This is a genomic window from Intestinimonas sp. RTP31139st1_F5_RTP31139_211217 (assembly GCF_040226735.1).
GTDB lineage: Bacteria > Bacillota > Clostridia > Oscillospirales > Oscillospiraceae > Intestinimonas > Intestinimonas butyriciproducens.
Genome location: NZ_JBCOAQ010000006.1, coordinates 40,905 through 55,660 on the forward strand (window position 1 = coordinate 40,905; position 14,756 = coordinate 55,660).

General features: G+C 56.2%; 19 protein-coding genes and 1 tRNA gene. 13 read left to right on the forward strand and 7 right to left on the reverse strand.

What is annotated here, in order from left to right:
* Nucleotides 1-75: 75 nt before the first annotated feature.
* The gene (locus ABUA09_RS06480; RefSeq protein WP_349949220.1) at nt 76-654 is read left to right on the forward strand and encodes a GDSL-type esterase/lipase family protein; all 579 of its coding nucleotides are present in this window, start codon (nt 76-78) and stop codon (nt 652-654) included.
* Entirely contained in the window at nt 612-989 is a 378-nt protein-coding gene (locus ABUA09_RS06485) for a rhodanese-like domain-containing protein (protein ID WP_349949221.1), read from the forward strand. Before ABUA09_RS06480 ends, ABUA09_RS06485 begins: the two co-directional genes overlap by 43 nt.
* A 119-nt stretch (nt 990-1,108) precedes the next feature.
* Here ABUA09_RS06485 and ABUA09_RS06490 read toward each other — a convergent pair whose 3' ends face one another.
* Entirely contained in the window at nt 1,109-2,074 is a 966-nt protein-coding gene (locus tag ABUA09_RS06490) for a DUF6076 domain-containing protein (RefSeq protein WP_009260445.1), read from the reverse strand.
* A 516-nt stretch (nt 2,075-2,590) separates the two neighbouring features.
* Between ABUA09_RS06490 and ABUA09_RS06495 the strand changes: the two genes are divergently transcribed.
* From ABUA09_RS06495 to ABUA09_RS06545, 11 genes are all read left to right on the forward strand, one after another.
* Nucleotides 2,591-2,800: a helix-turn-helix domain-containing protein gene (locus ABUA09_RS06495; protein ID WP_009260446.1), complete on the forward strand. Its 210-nt coding sequence runs from the start codon at nt 2,591-2,593 to the stop codon at nt 2,798-2,800.
* Nucleotides 2,797-3,237 carry a helix-turn-helix domain-containing protein gene (locus tag ABUA09_RS06500; protein WP_009260447.1) on the forward strand — a complete coding sequence of 147 codons (441 nt, stop codon included), beginning with the start codon at nt 2,797-2,799 and terminating at the stop codon, nt 3,235-3,237. Before ABUA09_RS06495 ends, ABUA09_RS06500 begins: the two co-directional genes overlap by 4 nt.
* Nucleotides 3,231-3,602 carry a hypothetical protein gene (locus ABUA09_RS06505; protein WP_009260448.1) on the forward strand — a complete coding sequence of 124 codons (372 nt, stop codon included), beginning with the start codon at nt 3,231-3,233 and terminating at the stop codon, nt 3,600-3,602. Before ABUA09_RS06500 ends, ABUA09_RS06505 begins: the two co-directional genes overlap by 7 nt.
* Before the next feature lie 350 nt (nt 3,603-3,952).
* Entirely contained in the window at nt 3,953-4,360 is a 408-nt protein-coding gene (locus tag ABUA09_RS06510) for a hypothetical protein (RefSeq protein ID WP_009260449.1), read from the forward strand.
* Nucleotides 4,360-6,165, forward strand: coding sequence for a MobP3 family relaxase (gene mobP3, locus ABUA09_RS06515; RefSeq protein WP_024723266.1), 1,806 nt, complete (start codon nt 4,360-4,362; stop codon nt 6,163-6,165). The genes ABUA09_RS06510 and mobP3 overlap by 1 nt, the downstream gene beginning before the upstream one ends.
* Nucleotides 6,166-6,252: 87 nt before the next feature.
* Nucleotides 6,253-6,507 carry a type II toxin-antitoxin system prevent-host-death family antitoxin gene (locus tag ABUA09_RS06520; RefSeq protein WP_009260451.1) on the forward strand — a complete coding sequence of 85 codons (255 nt, stop codon included), beginning with the start codon at nt 6,253-6,255 and terminating at the stop codon, nt 6,505-6,507.
* Nucleotides 6,500-6,835, forward strand: coding sequence for a type II toxin-antitoxin system RelE/ParE family toxin (locus tag ABUA09_RS06525; RefSeq protein ID WP_009260452.1), 336 nt, complete (start codon nt 6,500-6,502; stop codon nt 6,833-6,835). The genes ABUA09_RS06520 and ABUA09_RS06525 overlap by 8 nt, the downstream gene beginning before the upstream one ends.
* Before the next feature lie 216 nt (nt 6,836-7,051).
* Nucleotides 7,052-7,354 carry a DUF6809 family protein gene (locus tag ABUA09_RS06530; protein WP_009260453.1) on the forward strand — a complete coding sequence of 101 codons (303 nt, stop codon included), beginning with the start codon at nt 7,052-7,054 and terminating at the stop codon, nt 7,352-7,354.
* A gap of 3 nt (nt 7,355-7,357) precedes the next feature.
* Nucleotides 7,358-8,566, forward strand: a complete 1,209-nt coding sequence (locus tag ABUA09_RS06535) for a tyrosine-type recombinase/integrase (protein ID WP_009260454.1) — start codon at nt 7,358-7,360, stop codon at nt 8,564-8,566.
* Nucleotides 8,559-10,139 carry a tyrosine-type recombinase/integrase gene (locus ABUA09_RS06540; protein WP_009260455.1) on the forward strand — a complete coding sequence of 527 codons (1,581 nt, stop codon included), beginning with the start codon at nt 8,559-8,561 and terminating at the stop codon, nt 10,137-10,139. The genes ABUA09_RS06535 and ABUA09_RS06540 overlap by 8 nt, the downstream gene beginning before the upstream one ends.
* Nucleotides 10,140-10,251: 112 nt before the next feature.
* Nucleotides 10,252-10,746, forward strand: a complete 495-nt coding sequence (locus tag ABUA09_RS06545) for a hypothetical protein (protein ID WP_225123427.1) — start codon at nt 10,252-10,254, stop codon at nt 10,744-10,746.
* A gap of 93 nt (nt 10,747-10,839) precedes the next feature.
* Here the strand turns inward: ABUA09_RS06545 and ABUA09_RS06550 are convergent, their stop codons facing one another.
* The 6 genes from ABUA09_RS06550 to ABUA09_RS06575 all read right to left on the reverse strand — a co-directional run bounded on the left by ABUA09_RS06550 (nt 10,840) and on the right by ABUA09_RS06575 (nt 14,683).
* The gene (locus ABUA09_RS06550; RefSeq protein ID WP_009260457.1) at nt 10,840-11,682 is read right to left on the reverse strand and encodes a DUF6508 domain-containing protein; all 843 of its coding nucleotides are present in this window, start codon (nt 11,680-11,682) and stop codon (nt 10,840-10,842) included.
* Nucleotides 11,683-11,700: 18 nt separating this feature from the next.
* Complete coding sequence (locus ABUA09_RS06555; protein WP_009260458.1) at nt 11,701-12,552, reverse strand: GIY-YIG nuclease family protein; 852 nt, start codon at nt 12,550-12,552, stop codon at nt 11,701-11,703.
* A 92-nt stretch (nt 12,553-12,644) separates the two neighbouring features.
* Complete coding sequence (locus tag ABUA09_RS06560) at nt 12,645-13,367, reverse strand: alpha/beta fold hydrolase (protein WP_009260459.1); 723 nt, start codon at nt 13,365-13,367, stop codon at nt 12,645-12,647.
* Nucleotides 13,364-13,936, reverse strand: a complete 573-nt coding sequence (locus ABUA09_RS06565) for an SGNH/GDSL hydrolase family protein (protein WP_009260460.1) — start codon at nt 13,934-13,936, stop codon at nt 13,364-13,366. Before ABUA09_RS06565 ends, ABUA09_RS06560 begins: the two co-directional genes overlap by 4 nt.
* A gap of 383 nt (nt 13,937-14,319) precedes the next feature.
* Nucleotides 14,320-14,395: transfer RNA gene (locus ABUA09_RS06570), tRNA-Pro, on the reverse strand.
* Complete coding sequence (locus ABUA09_RS06575) at nt 14,396-14,683, reverse strand: hypothetical protein (RefSeq protein ID WP_349949222.1); 288 nt, start codon at nt 14,681-14,683, stop codon at nt 14,396-14,398.
* Between the last annotated feature and the right edge of the window lie 73 nt (nt 14,684-14,756).

Genomic DNA, 14,756 nt, shown 5'->3' on the forward strand with positions numbered 1-14,756 from the left:
AGGCGCGAAAAAAGGTGTATTTAGAAACCTATTAGAGTGAAAAATCCAATATTCCTGTACATAAGAAGGAAATGAATGAGAATGAACGTCATCTGTTTCGGTGACTCCAACACCTACGGCTACGATCCACGCTCCTATCTGGGCGACCGCTATGACGCGGACAGCCGGTGGGTGGACATCCTGGCTACGGCGACCGGATGGATAATCTCCAACATGGGCCAGAATGGCCGGGAGATCCCGTCTGCGGCTCCCGCCTTCCCTACTGACACAGATCTGCTGATTGTCATGCTTGGGACCAATGATTTACTCCAGGGACGAAGTCCTGAGAAGTCCGCTGAGAGATTGGAGCGATTTCTCTCAGGACTCTCCCTGGATCAAAACAAGATTTTGCTGATCGCACCACCGCCAGTTACTCTGGGAGCATGGGTGCCCAGTGCGAAGCTCATTGATGACTCCCGCACCTTTGCCCGGCTCTGTCAGACCCTTGCGGAACGAATGGGTATTCGTTTTGCCGATTCCGGAAACTGGGACATCCCCTTGGCCTATGACGGCGTCCACTTTACGGAGCAGGGGCACAAAACCTTTGCCGCCGGACTTCTGGAGGAACTCAAATGGAACGAATTCTGCCTGTACTCTTATCTCTTCTGCGGTTGACTGGGTGCGGCGGAAACTCCGCGGATGGATACCAGCAAATCACCCAGGAGGAGGCCAAAGAGATGATGGACACCCAGGAAGTCATCATCCTGGATGTGCGGGAGCAGGATGAGTACGACAGCGGCCATATCCCTGGCGCAGTATTGTTGCCAGTGGGGACCATCGACGAAGACACCGCCGCCGAGGTGATCCCCGAAAAGGATTCTACCGTTCTGGTCTACTGCCGTAGCGGGAATCGCAGTAAGACAGCATCCTCTGCCTTGGCGGAACTGGGCTACACCAATATCTACGAATTCGGCGGCATCAACACCTGGCCCTATGAGACGGAGTCGTAGACTCGGAAATAGGGAGCCTAAGCACATGTGACCCATGCAAAAACTGCATCGCCGATACAAAGAATACACGGGACGCGCCTAAAGGCGCGTCCCGTTGCTCATTTTCTGCCGATTCGTCCTCACGGTTTCCCCAGCCAGTCCTTGAACTCGTCCAAGGTGATGACCTCCCGGTCGCATTTCTTTTTCATCTCTCTGGCCTGCTCGCTCCAGGCATAGAACTGCTCGTCGGTGATACGGCCGGCCTTAATCCAGGCAAAGCGCTTCTTGTATTCCTTGCGGTAGGCCTTAAACACCGGATCGTCGGACTGTTTCTTGGTCCACTGCTGGAAGGCCCCGGCCTCCCGGCAGGTCTGCTGATCAGAGGCCACCGGGCGCTCACAGTACTCCGCGCTGACCCGACCGGTCTGGGGGAACCAGCGTCCGCAGTTCTTGCACCGTCGGACGGTAATGCCGCGCTCCACACAGCTACGCAGGGAGTAGTCGATCATGTCCGAAATGTGGAGGGGATACAGAACCGGCGAGCACCGTCCCGGCTCCACCGGTTCAAAGCTGAGGGGGATAGGCCGGAAGGTGAACAGAGACGGATCCTTGGGGGCATCGTAGAGATAGTGGGCCGATGCCTGCTGCTGGGGATCCCGCCCCGCCTTGTCCACATCCAGAACGAGATCAAAGAAACGCTGTACCTGCTGCTGATAAAGCGGGAGCTGTTCCGGGATGCCCTGCAGCTCCTCCAGCATCTGCTGATCCTCCCTGCTTCCCCGGTCCTGGGTGATCCCCATGCGTCCAAACCGCTCAAACCAGCGCACATACAGAAGATTCAGGTAGATGTGCCGGCTCCCAAGGTCACCCAGGTCCATCAAGGTACGGACCCCAGCATCTCTATCATCCCTGTCGATCAGAAGGGACCAATTCTCATAAGCCCGCTGCAGCAGGGGCTCCAGCTCCTTACAGTCGGTCTCCAGAAAAGACAGCAGGCTCTCCAGGAACGGGAATTCCTTGTAGGTCGAGGGAACGCCCTGGACCCCGTGGCTATCAAATTGGAAAACCTCTTTTTTCTCAGAGAAGTACATCTTGGCATACCACATGTCGGCGCCCTCCAAAATAGACAATCGTAAAAAAATTATAAAATAGTCTTGACAAGGGGGTAGGTTCACATGCTACAATACTCTCGCAGGGAACTGTCAAAATAATCTTACAATAGTCTAACACCCGCAAATCCGATTGTCAACGGGGAATTGGTCCCCAACATTCGGAACGGCACCTTGAAAACCGAATACCCATCACCAGAGACGATACTCTCCGGGGAAGCAGCGCCAGGACGTTGTCGCAGAGCACCGACAATTGAGCGTGCCAAGGGGAAGAAAACGCTGTGTTGGTCAAACAAGGCCGCAGGGCAGGAACCGGTATGGTGCATGGCCAAACCCAGAAAACCAGAAAGGGAAAAGACAGACCCTGTAAAAAAACCGCTGAACTGCTGCAACAGTTCAGCGGCCTGCCGCGTTTCGGAAAACACAGCCTGATCTGTGTCCCAGTTTAACAGAGAGACCTCCGAAACGCAAGAAATTTTTTCTCTGAATTTGAAACACCGGAGGTACTAAGCATTGAAACTGTCTGTCTACAAATCCTACGACGACCTGCCCCTGTTCCTCAACGCCAAGATGGTGGCGCAGGTACTGGGCGTGTCCATCTCCACTGCCTACGAGCTGCTCAACGATCCCGGTTTCCCCACGCTGCGGGTGGGGAGCCGTATGGTAGTTCCGAAAGAGAAGTTCATCCTGTGGGCGGAGGGACAGTCGGGAGGTGCGAAATGAGAAAACAGCACTGGCCCAAGCGGGACCCCATCAAGAACTACTTCCCCCTCCCCAACGAGATCTTCTCCCTGGGACTGTCCGCCGGGGCGATCGCAGTCTACGGATTTCTCCTCCACCGGGAGGATCGGAGGACCTACCAGTGCGTGGTCAGCTACCGGACCATCGGAGAGGCTGTGGGGATGAGCGTCAACACGGTGCGCAAGTATGTGACCGAACTGGAGGATCGCGGTCTGATCCGGACGGAGCGCACCACCGTCACCACCCGGGACGGCCGCACCCTCAATGGCTGTCTGCGTTACTACATCCTGCCCATCCAGATGTCCATTGAACAGTTCTATGCGCGGCAGCTCCACGCGGCTGACCTGGCTCTGGAACGACAGAGAGTGGAGCGGCGCATGGCGGCGCTGGAGAGAAAGGAGTGTGCATCCGGATGCTGATGCAGATGATCGACTGCCTGATCGAGCAGGATCCGTCTCTGTCAGCACGGCGCACCATAGACGTGCGGCGGTACATTGTCAACCGGTGGAACCGTACGCATGAGGAGTCTATCGACGAAGATGGAGTGGCTCTGTTCCTCTGCGATGAGAACCGTGGAACCCTGACAGATGAACAAAGAATTTTTGCGAGGGAGTGCCGTGAGGAGATCAAGGCCTGCTATCGAAATGCGGTGTTCCAGATGTTTCAGTGCGGCGAAATGATGCGCCGGCATCTGGTGTCCGGCCCGGAGGAATACTGCCGGATCTTTCTGTCGCAGTACGCCGTCCTCTGCAGCAAGCGGTTTTCCCTGAGTAACGGCCTGTGAGGGGCTGTGTGCCCCGATTACGGGAGAGGCAGGGACCCTGCCCCTCCCGGCGGTTTCGGGGCGGATTTGGCCCGTTGTTCCACCTCTGTGGAGGAGGCCTATCCGGGGAATTTGCCGCCCCATAACTGATTTACGGAGGACGAAAGGAAAAGCAGGAGAAAGCCTTGGCGCTTTTATGGCGCCTGGGCGGTCACAACCGCCCGCAGTGCGGGCGGTTTCAGGGGACGGGGGCTGACGCTTTTCCGGGTCGCCAAAACTGCGATTGACGCTGTTTTCGGAAAAACAGGCGAATATCCCCGCTGTTGAGGGATACTCGCTGACGCTACGATAGAGTTTGGAGGGATTTGACGATGGATGAAAATAGACACCGGCACACCGTTTGGATGGACGACGATGTGTGGGATCAGGTGGAGTCCCACTACCAGAGGGACAACTGTACGACCAAAAACGAATTTATTGAGAAGGCCATCCGATTCTACTCCGGTTACCTGGACACGGAATCTGCCGATGCTTACCTGCCCCGGGTTCTCGCCGATGTGCTGGAAGGCAAGCTGGGGGCCCTGGGAAACCGAATGGGACACCTGCTGTTTAAGCTGTCGGTGGACCAAAACCTCATGGGAAATATCCTGGCTGCCGACATAGAGATCGACCCGGATCAGCTGCGGAAAGCTCGCGTCCGCTGTGTCAAAGAGGTAAAGGAGACCAACGGTGAGATCAGCTTCGAAGACACGGTCCGTTACCAAAAGGGGGCTGAGTGATGCCGGGACTAATCCAGAAGTCGGGCTACATCAAGCCGGGAAACGGCGGCAGTCACTACGCCGAGTACATCGCCACCCGGGAGGGTGTGGAGCTGATCGAGGCTCCGCCCCCCTCCCATGACGGCGGCGGATACCTGGAATATATGGCCCAGCGTCCCCGCTCCCACGGACTGTTCTCCGCCGACGGTCCCGCCGATCTGGAGAAAACCATGGAGGAGATCAACGGACATACCGGACCGGTGTGGACCTTTGTCTACTCTCTGAAACGGGAGGATGCCCACCGGCTGGGCTATGAAAACGGTGAGAGCTGGCGCAGGTTATTGCTGGCTCATCAAGCAGAATTGGCGACAGCGATGAAAATTCCGCCAAGCAATTTTCGTTGGTGTGCCGCCTTCCACGATGAGAAACACCATCCCCACATCCACATGATGGTCTGGTCGGCGGACCCAAAGCAAGGATTTCTAACAGAAAAGGGTATCGAGAAGATGCGCTCCCAGCTGTCCAATGAGATCTTCCGGGACGAGCTGCTGTCCCTGTATCAGCAAAAAGATCTGTCCTACAGCCAAGTGCGGGACGCGGCGACGGAGGCCATGGGGCGGCTCATCCGGGAGATGGAGACGGGCCTGTGCCACAGTTCGATTATCATGGAGCAGATGGAGACGCTGGCCGGGATGCTGGAGTGCCACAAAGGGAAAAAGGTCTACGGCTACCTGAAAAAGCCGGTGAAGGCCCAGGTGGACGCCATCGTGGATGAGTTGGCCAAGATCCCGGAGGTGGCCCAGTGCTATGAGCAGTGGAATCAGCTTCGAGATGAGCTGGAGCGTTACTACAAGGATTCACCCAGAGAATACCTGCCGCTCTCACAGCAAGAAGAATTCAAAGCCATCAAGAATATGGTCATCCGGGAGGCGGAGCGGCTCCGGCTTGGCACATTTACCTTCGAGGATGCCAGCATGAAAGATGAAGTGGACGAGGATCAGGATGCGGTGTGCTTCGCCTGGAACTCCAGCTGGCGGATGGCCGAGGTCTACCAGAGCGCCAAGGAGGTGCTGGAGGAGTACGAAAATCCAGAGGAGGAAAAAGCGGAGCAGGTACAGGTGCTGGAACAACTCTGGCAGAGAGGTTTCCCCCTGGCCGCCTACCAGCTGGGCAAGTGCTGGCGGGATGGTCGGGGCGTTCTCCCCGATGACGAGCAGGCGGAACTGTGGTTTCAGCGGGCGGCGGACGCGGGATATGACTTCGCCCAATACGCACTGGGAAAGTTCCTGCAAGGCCAAAATCGAACGAATGAGGCGGTATCCTGGTATGGAAAAGCGGCGGCGCAGGAGAACACCTGCGCCGCCTACCGCCTGGGAAAGCTGTATCTGGAGGGGAAAGATGTTCCGAAAGACGTGCAAAAGGCGGTGGCCTATCTCACCGACTCCGCCGAACATGGAAACCAGTACGCCCAGTACGCTCTTGGAAAACTGTACCTCACTGGGCAGGGCGTCAAACAGGATCGGGAGCGGGCCTGGGCGTATTTCTATGAATCGGCGGAACAGGGAAATGAGTACGCCGACTTCTTTCTGGAGCACTTCGATCAGGTGCGCAGGCCCAATGTGTTCCTGGCGGCCACCCGACTGCTCCACCATCTGAGTCAGATCTTTCGTGACAACTCGGTGCCGCCCGCCGCCCCGGTGGGACAGCGGGTGGACCGAAAGCTGCGGCGGAAGATCCAGGAAAAGAAGATCGCCATGGGCCACAAGCCGGATGACCATGAGGAAACTCCCCGGCAGGACATGGGCGGCATGACCATGGGGTGGTAGCAATCGCCAACGAAACCGCAGTAAAAAATGCTGTTGAATTTTACAGCAGATCGAGGTATACTAAGGGCAAGAAAGGGGCTGAATACCATGCCGAACATCAAACCCATCTCTGATCTGCGTAATTACACGGAGGTTCTGCATGACGTGGCAGTTGGCGCTCCGGTTTTTCTGACGAAGAATGGCCGGGGCCGCTACGCCATCGTGGACATGCAGGACTATGAGCGGACACAGGCCACCCTCCGGCTGATGAACGAGCTGGCCAAGGGCCGCAAGTCCGGGGAGGAAAAGGGCTGGTTGACGCTGGAGGCCGTAGAAAAACATCTCGGAATCGCAGATGAATAACCTGCATTTATCCGACGAGGCGCAGGCTGATTTGGACGGGATCAAGTCCTATATCGCAAAGAATTTGGAAAATCCCAGCGTAGCGATCTCCACGGTACGGAACATCACAAAGGACATCCGCAGATTGCGGGAGCACAGTCTGATTGGCGCGTCCCTGTCCTCGATTGCCGATGTCGAGAGTGACTATCGTTTCCTGGTGACCGGCAGTTACCTCACTTTTTACCGAGTTCTTGACAACGATGTCTATGTGGATCGTGTGCTCTACGGCCGCCGGGATTATCTTCGCATCCTCTTTGGAGATGTGCAGGACGACGAAACAAACGAATAGAGACAATCTTCTCCATAGGGAGAAACGATTTGTCACCGGAACCGTCTGCAGAGATGCAGGCGGTTTTTTCTATGGCAGGCATATCAAAATCTGGACCGCAATACAAAGATAAAATCCTGCCCGCAGATGATAACTTTCTGAAAATAGTTGCAGTTGGGGGTAGCTATTGGAAGGAAGTTCGGGTATTGTGTGTTGCTGACAAAGGAGGCGGCACACATGCGCGACACACTGGAAAATCTATACTTTGGAAACATCACCCCCAATGATCAAATTGTCAAATCGGGGACTGCCCTGAAAAAGGCTATGGAACAGTCAGCAGAGTGCGAGGAGAAACTCACCGCCCTGCTGGAGGACAAAGAAAAAGCGCTGCTGCTCCGGCTCATCAACGCAGAGAATGAGATCGGCAGCACCATGGCCCTGGAGAACTTCATCCTGGGTTTCCGGCTGGGAGTGCGCATGATCCTGGAGGCCCTGGACGAGGACGACGGCAGTCTGCTCGACCCAAACAAGGAGGGATAGCCTATGGCAAAACGCAGGCCGTCCGGCGACGGCATGGTCCGAAAGCGGGAGGACGGCCGCTGGGAGGGCCGCATCGTGGTGGGCCACAAACAAAACGGCGAGCCCATCTTCCGGTATGTCCTGGCCAAAACCCAGAAGGAACTGCTGGACAAGCTCCACCGGGACCTGGAGGCCTTTCAGGATGTGGAGCTCACCGAGGACAGCCGCATGACTCTGGGAGAGTGGCTGGACCGGTGGATGGAGGACTACGGCGTGGCCACCCTGCGCCCCAACACCCTACGCAGCTACGAGCAATTCATCCGGTGCTACATCAAGCCCTATCTGGGGGATAAGATCGTGTCCCGGGTGACCCGCATGGACATCCAGAAGCTGTACCGCAAGCTGAAACACGAGGGCCGTGTCCGCGAGCACCCGGAACACGGGCATGAGCTGTCGGACACCATGGTGCTCCGCATCCACGCCATGCTCCACCGGTGCCTGAAGGACGCGGAGGCTGCCCATGTGATCGCCCGGAACCCCACTGACGGGGCCGTGGTGCCCAAGGCCAGCTATAAGCCCAAGCAGATCCTCACGAAGGAGCAGATGGAGACATTTCTGGCTGCAGTGGAACGCAACGAGATCTGGCGGGACTTCTTCTACACGGAGCTGACCACCGGTCTCCGCCGGGGCGAGATCTGCGGCCTCATGTGGCAGGACTTCGATGAGAAGGCCGGGACGCTGAAGGTCCTTCGGTCGGTGAATGTCCCCAAGGCCGGGGAGCTGGAGATCGGCGAGACGAAGACCAGCCAGGGCCGGCGGACCATCCGCCTGCCGCCCAGTACCGTCCAGCGGCTGCGGGAGCGGAAACAGCACGCCGTCAGCCAGTGGATCTTCCCGGAACCTCTGGCCCCGGAGAAGCCGGTACGCCCCAGCGCCGCCTACTACTGGATGAAGCGGATCTTAAGAGAGGCGGGCCTGCCTGCGATCCGATTCCACGATTTAAGGCACACTTTTGCCACCCACGCCCTCACCAGCGGCGTGGACGCCAAGACTCTGTCCGGCATCCTGGGCCATACCAGTGCCAGCTTTACCCTGGACACCTACACCCATGTGACGCCGGACATGCAGCAGGAGGCCAGCCACATCGTGGGCGGTTTCCTGGAAGATCTCCTGGGGAAAGACCTGAAACCGTGGCAGAAACACAGGCCGGAAGGAGGTGCATACCATGGGTAAGCGGCGGAAAAAGGGCGAGGGCTCTGTCCGCCAGCGGAAGGACGGCCGCTGGGAGGGGCGGGTGGTCATCAGCTACGACGAGAAGGGCCTGCCCAGGACAAAAAACGTCCTGGCCAAAACGAAGCGGGAGTGCCAGGAGAAGCTGAAACAGCTCCGGGAGACGGTGACCGGCTCCAAAACGGAGAAGGTCCGGCCGGAGATGCCCTTCGGGGAGTGGCTGGACTTCTGGTATCAAAACTATGTAAAACCCCAGATCCGTCCCACCACCCAGGCCAACTACGAAGCGAAGATCTATCAGCACATCATTCCGGAGCTGGGGAAGATCCCCCTGAACCAGCTGGCACAGAAAGACCTCCAGCAGTTCTATGCCCGGATGAAGACGGGCGGGCGGCTCATCCGCACGGAGCAGTTCGGCAAGGGGCTGTCCGACTCCATGGTGCGCGGCCTTCACGCCGCCTGCCGGTCCGCGCTGGAGAAGGCGGTGCAGGAGGGGCTCATCCGCACCAACCCGGCGGTGGGCTGCAAGTTGCCGCCCAAGCGGGGCCGGGAGATGCAGGTATTGGGCCGGGAGGAGCTCCAGCGGTTCCTCATCCAGGCCCAGGCAGAAGGTTATTTCGAACTGTTTCTTCTGGACTTATGCACCGGCCTGCGGCGGGGCGAACTGCTGGCCCTCCAGTGGGACGACCTGGACTTCAAGACCGGGACCCTGACCGTGAACAAGCAGGTCTACGAGGTGAAGGGGCGGCTCCAGGTGAGCATCCCCAAAACCCGCGCCTCCATCCGCAGGCTGGTCCTGCCGCCCGGCGTGGTGGAGGTGCTGCGGCAATACCGGGAGACGGTGGACTCCCGGTGGATGTTCCCCTCACCGGTCAAAGAGGATATGCCCATGACGCCAGGGGCGGTGCGCCGACGGCTCCAGATCATTCTGGAGCGGGCCGGGTGTAAGAGAATCAGATTTCACGATTTACGCCATACCTTTGCCACCCTGTCGCTGGAGAACGGCATGGATGTGAAGACCCTCTCCGCCATGCTGGGCCATGTGTCGGCGGCCACCACCCTGGACATCTACACCCATGTCACCGGGGATATGCAGACCGAGGCGGCGGCCAAGATCGACCGGGGGCTGGGCAACGAGGTGTTGGGGAGCCCTGAGCAGGCAGAGCAGGGTTCAGTCGAAGATTTCCAGCCGGTGCTGAGAAAGACCCGAAAGCCCGGCACCGGGTGCATCTCTCAAATCAATGACCACCTGTTTGAGGGGCGCTACTCCCCCACCTGGCCGGACGGCACCAAGCACTCTAAATGCGTCTACGCTCATACCCAGGAGGAATGCGAAGCGAAGCTGAAGGTGCTGATTCAGCAGATGAACGCAGAGCGGCAGGCCCTACGGGACAAAATGCGGGGCATCACTCCGCCGGATAAGCTCACCAAAACGCAGAAGAAAATCTGGTTGTTCATGAAGTTCCACCCCGACGTGACCAGCTATCGAGCTATTGCCAGGGGCGCCGGGGTGACGAGGCATACTGCGGCTAAGTGGTATGAGATGATGCGGGGAATGCTGGGGCGGGCGGCGTAAAAAGACGGCCTGCCTATCTTATCAAATTTTATAATGCATCATCAAAAGTATCATTCTGCCTTGCGGAGCGCCGCCAAATATCGTATGATGAGCACAGGAGATGCCGGGGGAGGTGCTGAAATTGAGTATCCAAGAGGCTCTCATCACGATGTTTACCGACGATCCTGTCAACTGGCTCAAATGGGCAATCGTATTCGCCGTCCTGATCGGCGGCTATGCCATCGCGGTGCCGCTCTACAAAAAGGTGTCCCACGGCGTCAGCTGGGAACGGAAACGGGACATCGCAAAGAGCAGGGACCACGTCATCAAAGCGTCTCTGGCGGACAAGCACCCCTCCGGTGAAGTATCCCGCTATGATTGGCACGCTACCTACCACTACACGATCGACGGCAAGGAGCGGCAGTATACCGCCTATTTCAAGCATCCATCGACACCGCCCCTGTACCTGTATCTCTATTATGTCGATGATCCTGACAAGCTGTTCTCCTGTGAGGAGTACCACTACGAAAACCACAAAGGGCTGCTCCTGCTTCCGGTCATCTTTCTGCCCTGGATCCTGGCCGGCATCGCCCTCGTCCTCCTGGGCGTAGACCTGTCGGGATTTTGAAAGTCATATCGGCATTCTGAACGTTCAAAAGAGGTTGGCATCACAATGTGATGCCAACCTCTTTTCTCAAGGTCATTTCTTGCTTTCCCTCTCTCATCCCCGCCAGTTTGCCAGTGGATAGGAGCCGTTTTTCTCTCGGTATTCCTGCAGCAATTGTCGTTCCCGTTCTCCTGGGTTTTCACAGGCTTCGTAAGCAAGCAGCAAAAGTCCGCAGTCCGAGATCTGCCAGACAGCACGTCCGCCTGCGTGGATATTTCCTCTTCCCAGTCCGTAGTCCATATACTGCCTCAGTCTCTGCCGCAGGCCACGCTTTCCTTCCGCTTTTCCAATATACAGGATACTTTGGTCGGCACATCCCTCATATTTCTCCTGAAGCTTTTTCGCAGGATAGATTTTAGCCTTAGGGCGGTACTCCTGTTCCGAGAAACGGATTGCCATTCCCTCAGGCGCAAATACCCAATAGACTCCTGGCACCTCAGGGACAGAATGACAATCGTTACAACAGAGTTCTTGTAGTGTGACGGCGGGAACCGATGTGGGACAGAGCGCTTTGAGCCGACGAAACAGGCGTAACAGGACCCCTTCCGCGATGCTTTGACTGATCAGGGAACCCTCGCAAAAATGGTCTCTGCGGAAATGCCATGCGATACAGGCCAATACACACAAATAGGGCTGCATCTCCAGCCATCCCGGAGGGGCAATCGCGATATTCCGCTCCTCGAGGCCCCACTTTTGGATCACCTCGTGATAATTCTGGATCACCAATCCCGCCTGGTAGGTTCTGTCTACAAAATCATGTAAATCGCGAGAGAGTGTTTTCTGCCCAGGACTACGGGAATACACGGAATAACGGCGGCACCAAAGCTTCTTTTCCTCAGAAGTCTCGATTTGCTCCAGCAATTTGATCGCCCAGTCCAAAAACAAATCTTCTGTCATAGACGCATCTCCCGATATTCAATTGTCGTTCATTCCAAAAGGAATCGTGAGCAATTTCTTTTTATATAGGCTCTCTGTCCGGATGACCTCATCATCTGTCACAGTTTTGGGCAATATCTGCAAAATGGAGAACTGGAAATCGTGGTAACGTTCGGGGTAGGCGCAAATCAGTTCCTTCATCAGCTTATTATTGCCGTGCAGGGAATCCACATAGCAGGCCCACCGCCCCAGCAGTCCATCTTTTCCATAAGCCGATCCCACATACTGCTTTCCCGTCTCCCGGTCAACGATGAGATAAATGGCGTTGACGGAGGACAGCGCTGTGTGCCACGCCTCATAAACGGTTGGATTTTCAACGATTTCCTTCAGTTCATCATATGTAAGGATCAGATTTTCAAAGCCGGAAAAGACTTTCTTTTCATCTGCCTGAATTGCCACAACAGGCTTTTCGGTCGTTCCCTTCTGATGCCACATGCGCGCAGACTTCCCCCAATCGATGATCAGTCTGCCCTCATATTCTTTCAGCAAATCGAGGGGTTCGAGATGAAAATATGCGTTCTTGCCCTGGAATTTTCTGGCCTCAATTTCCGGGATACCCTTCGGGATCATATCGGGCGTATCCGGAACAGCAGCACCTACTTTATAGCAGGAATCCAGCTTACAGAGAGTCCCCTGGTCGCTTATAAAGGTCACCCAATAATCGTACCCTTTGCTGAATCCAGATTTCTGATGACAGGTATATTCATATACCACATTTGCTTTATAACACTCTCGAAATCCACGATCTGTCAGTGCATGACGAATTAATTTAACTTTTGAGGGATCCAGCCCTACTTTTCTTAATACGTCTGAGAAATAAAAAATCGCCATTTTATATCTTCCTCCGCGTATAAACTATCAGAGTCAAACTTGTCGCCCAGGGTGATATCGCCATGAAATTACCTTTTTTGAAGGAAACTCTTTCACTTCTGGCGTTGGGCAATAAAATCCGAGATAGCCTCCACCGTCTGGGCCTGTTGTTCCTCCGCCGAGATCGTGGCGGGCAGATCTCCTTTCTGCGGCCCGTAGTTGCCGAACTGGGCGTGGTTGCCGCCCTCAATTTCCACCACGTTCTCTGTGTAGTCGATCTTGTCCTCCACACTCTGGTTCAGGGAGCCATAGACGGTGAGGGTATCGGCAGGCGGATAGTCGCCGTAGAGATAGGCTCCCAGCAAAAGCAGGCCGTCCACCTCGTCCGGGTACTCCGAAGCGAACTGGGAGGCCATGGCCCCGCCCATGGAGTGGCCGGCGATGTACCAGTGCTGGATATCCGGGAACTGGGCCATCACATCCTCTGCCGCATTCACGTCGAAGATGGCCAGGTGGAAGGGCATCTCCACCAGAATGCAGGTGAGGCCGGTCTGCCGGAGCTGGTTCAACAGGGGCAGATAGGCGGCGGCCTCCACCTTGGCCCCGGGGTAGAAGATGATCGCGGTGTCCGTGGGATAGGACAGGGAGAGGATGGTCAGATCATCCCGAACCTCCAGATGATCTCCGCTTGCCAGTACCTCCAGAGCCACGTCCTCCGCCTGGTAGTAGTCGGACACATACCAGAAAAAGCCGCCCGCCAGCAGAATCAGGACCGCCAGCAAAATACTGACGGCTATCTTCCACTTTTTGCGGCAGGATTTTGCCTCTGCCGTCATTGCACACCCTCCTCCCACTGCCGGATCACTGCCGCAACGGTCTCCGCTGCAATATGGGAACCCAACTCACTGGGGTGGACGCCGTCGGCGGCATAGAGGTCCTGAGGAACGGACCATTCATAAAACCGCCGGCCCACATCGGCGATCAGGGCGTTATTTTCCTGTGCCGCCTTGTGGTAGGCCTCGGACAGCTTTTGGGTCATCTCGTCGTAGTCCCAGCCCTTGTCCGTCAGCTTGGCCCCGCCCCTTTGATAGGCCCATGTAGCAAACAAAATGGGGACCGCTCCGTTTGCCCGGATCTGCCGGCAGAGCCCCTCCACGCTGGAGAAGAAACTCTTAGGGGCGGTGATGGGGCCGTGGCTCATCTCTTGGAGCACCACATAGTCCCACTTCTCGTTTTGAAGCGCCGCCTGGGTCTGACTGCCCAGCCTGGTGTTGGGGTTCAGCTGTTCCGACAGCCGTGCCCCGCCCCGGGTGTGGTGGACCACCTCCGCCCCGGTCAATTCAGCCAGCATCTGAGGCATGTTATTGGTGAATGTAAAACTGTTGCCCAGCATGAGAATGCGCATGGCACTGCTCCTTACTCGTTTCTTTCACTGCTTCCAACTGCCATTATACACGGCCCCGCCGAGAGGAACAAGGCCAGGAAGCGCGATGGGCCTATCAGATTTTGCGACGCAAGATACAAAGATAAGGCTACGGCCGCGTGAACTGATCGTGAATGGGTGGTCATGACCACATGTTTCAAAAATTGTGCAGTTTGCTTTTGCCTCCTTTCGGAACGAATTGTGGCGGAGACGGACAAGAAACTATATTTACAACGAAAATCCAAAACAAATCCGCAAAAGTGAGTTGACCACATTTGAGGCCTTATTTATGCAGAACGCCAAACATATTATTGTCGAAAAAGTTACAAAAACCGCCTCAAAACATCAGTTTTGAGGCGGTTTTTTGGTCCGAGTGGGGAGACTCGAACTCCCGGCATCTTGCTCCCAAAGCAAGCGCGCTACCAACTGCGCTACACCCGGTTATGAAGTTTTCTGATTGTGGTCAAATATGGGGTCAACGCCGGTTTTTGACCAGTTACCGGCGTGGGGCAAAACCCCGTCGGCCTTAGCGTCCCAGAGCTTTCCGGGATTTTGGAAAAGTGCGGCTCGAACTCCGGCCTCACGCTCCCAAAGCAAGCGCGCTACCAACTGCGCTACACCCGGATATTCAGTTTTTCCTGCATGATACCATGCGGAGAAGAAAAAAGCAAGTTTTTCGTGTCTGTGGGCGCCGCTGTGGTCAAGCCCGATTTTGCGAGAGTTTTTCAACTGGGGAATTTCCGCCGCAAGCTACTGTCCCAAAGGCTTCCGGGTCTTCGCTTTCAGGAAAATGGATAGGGTA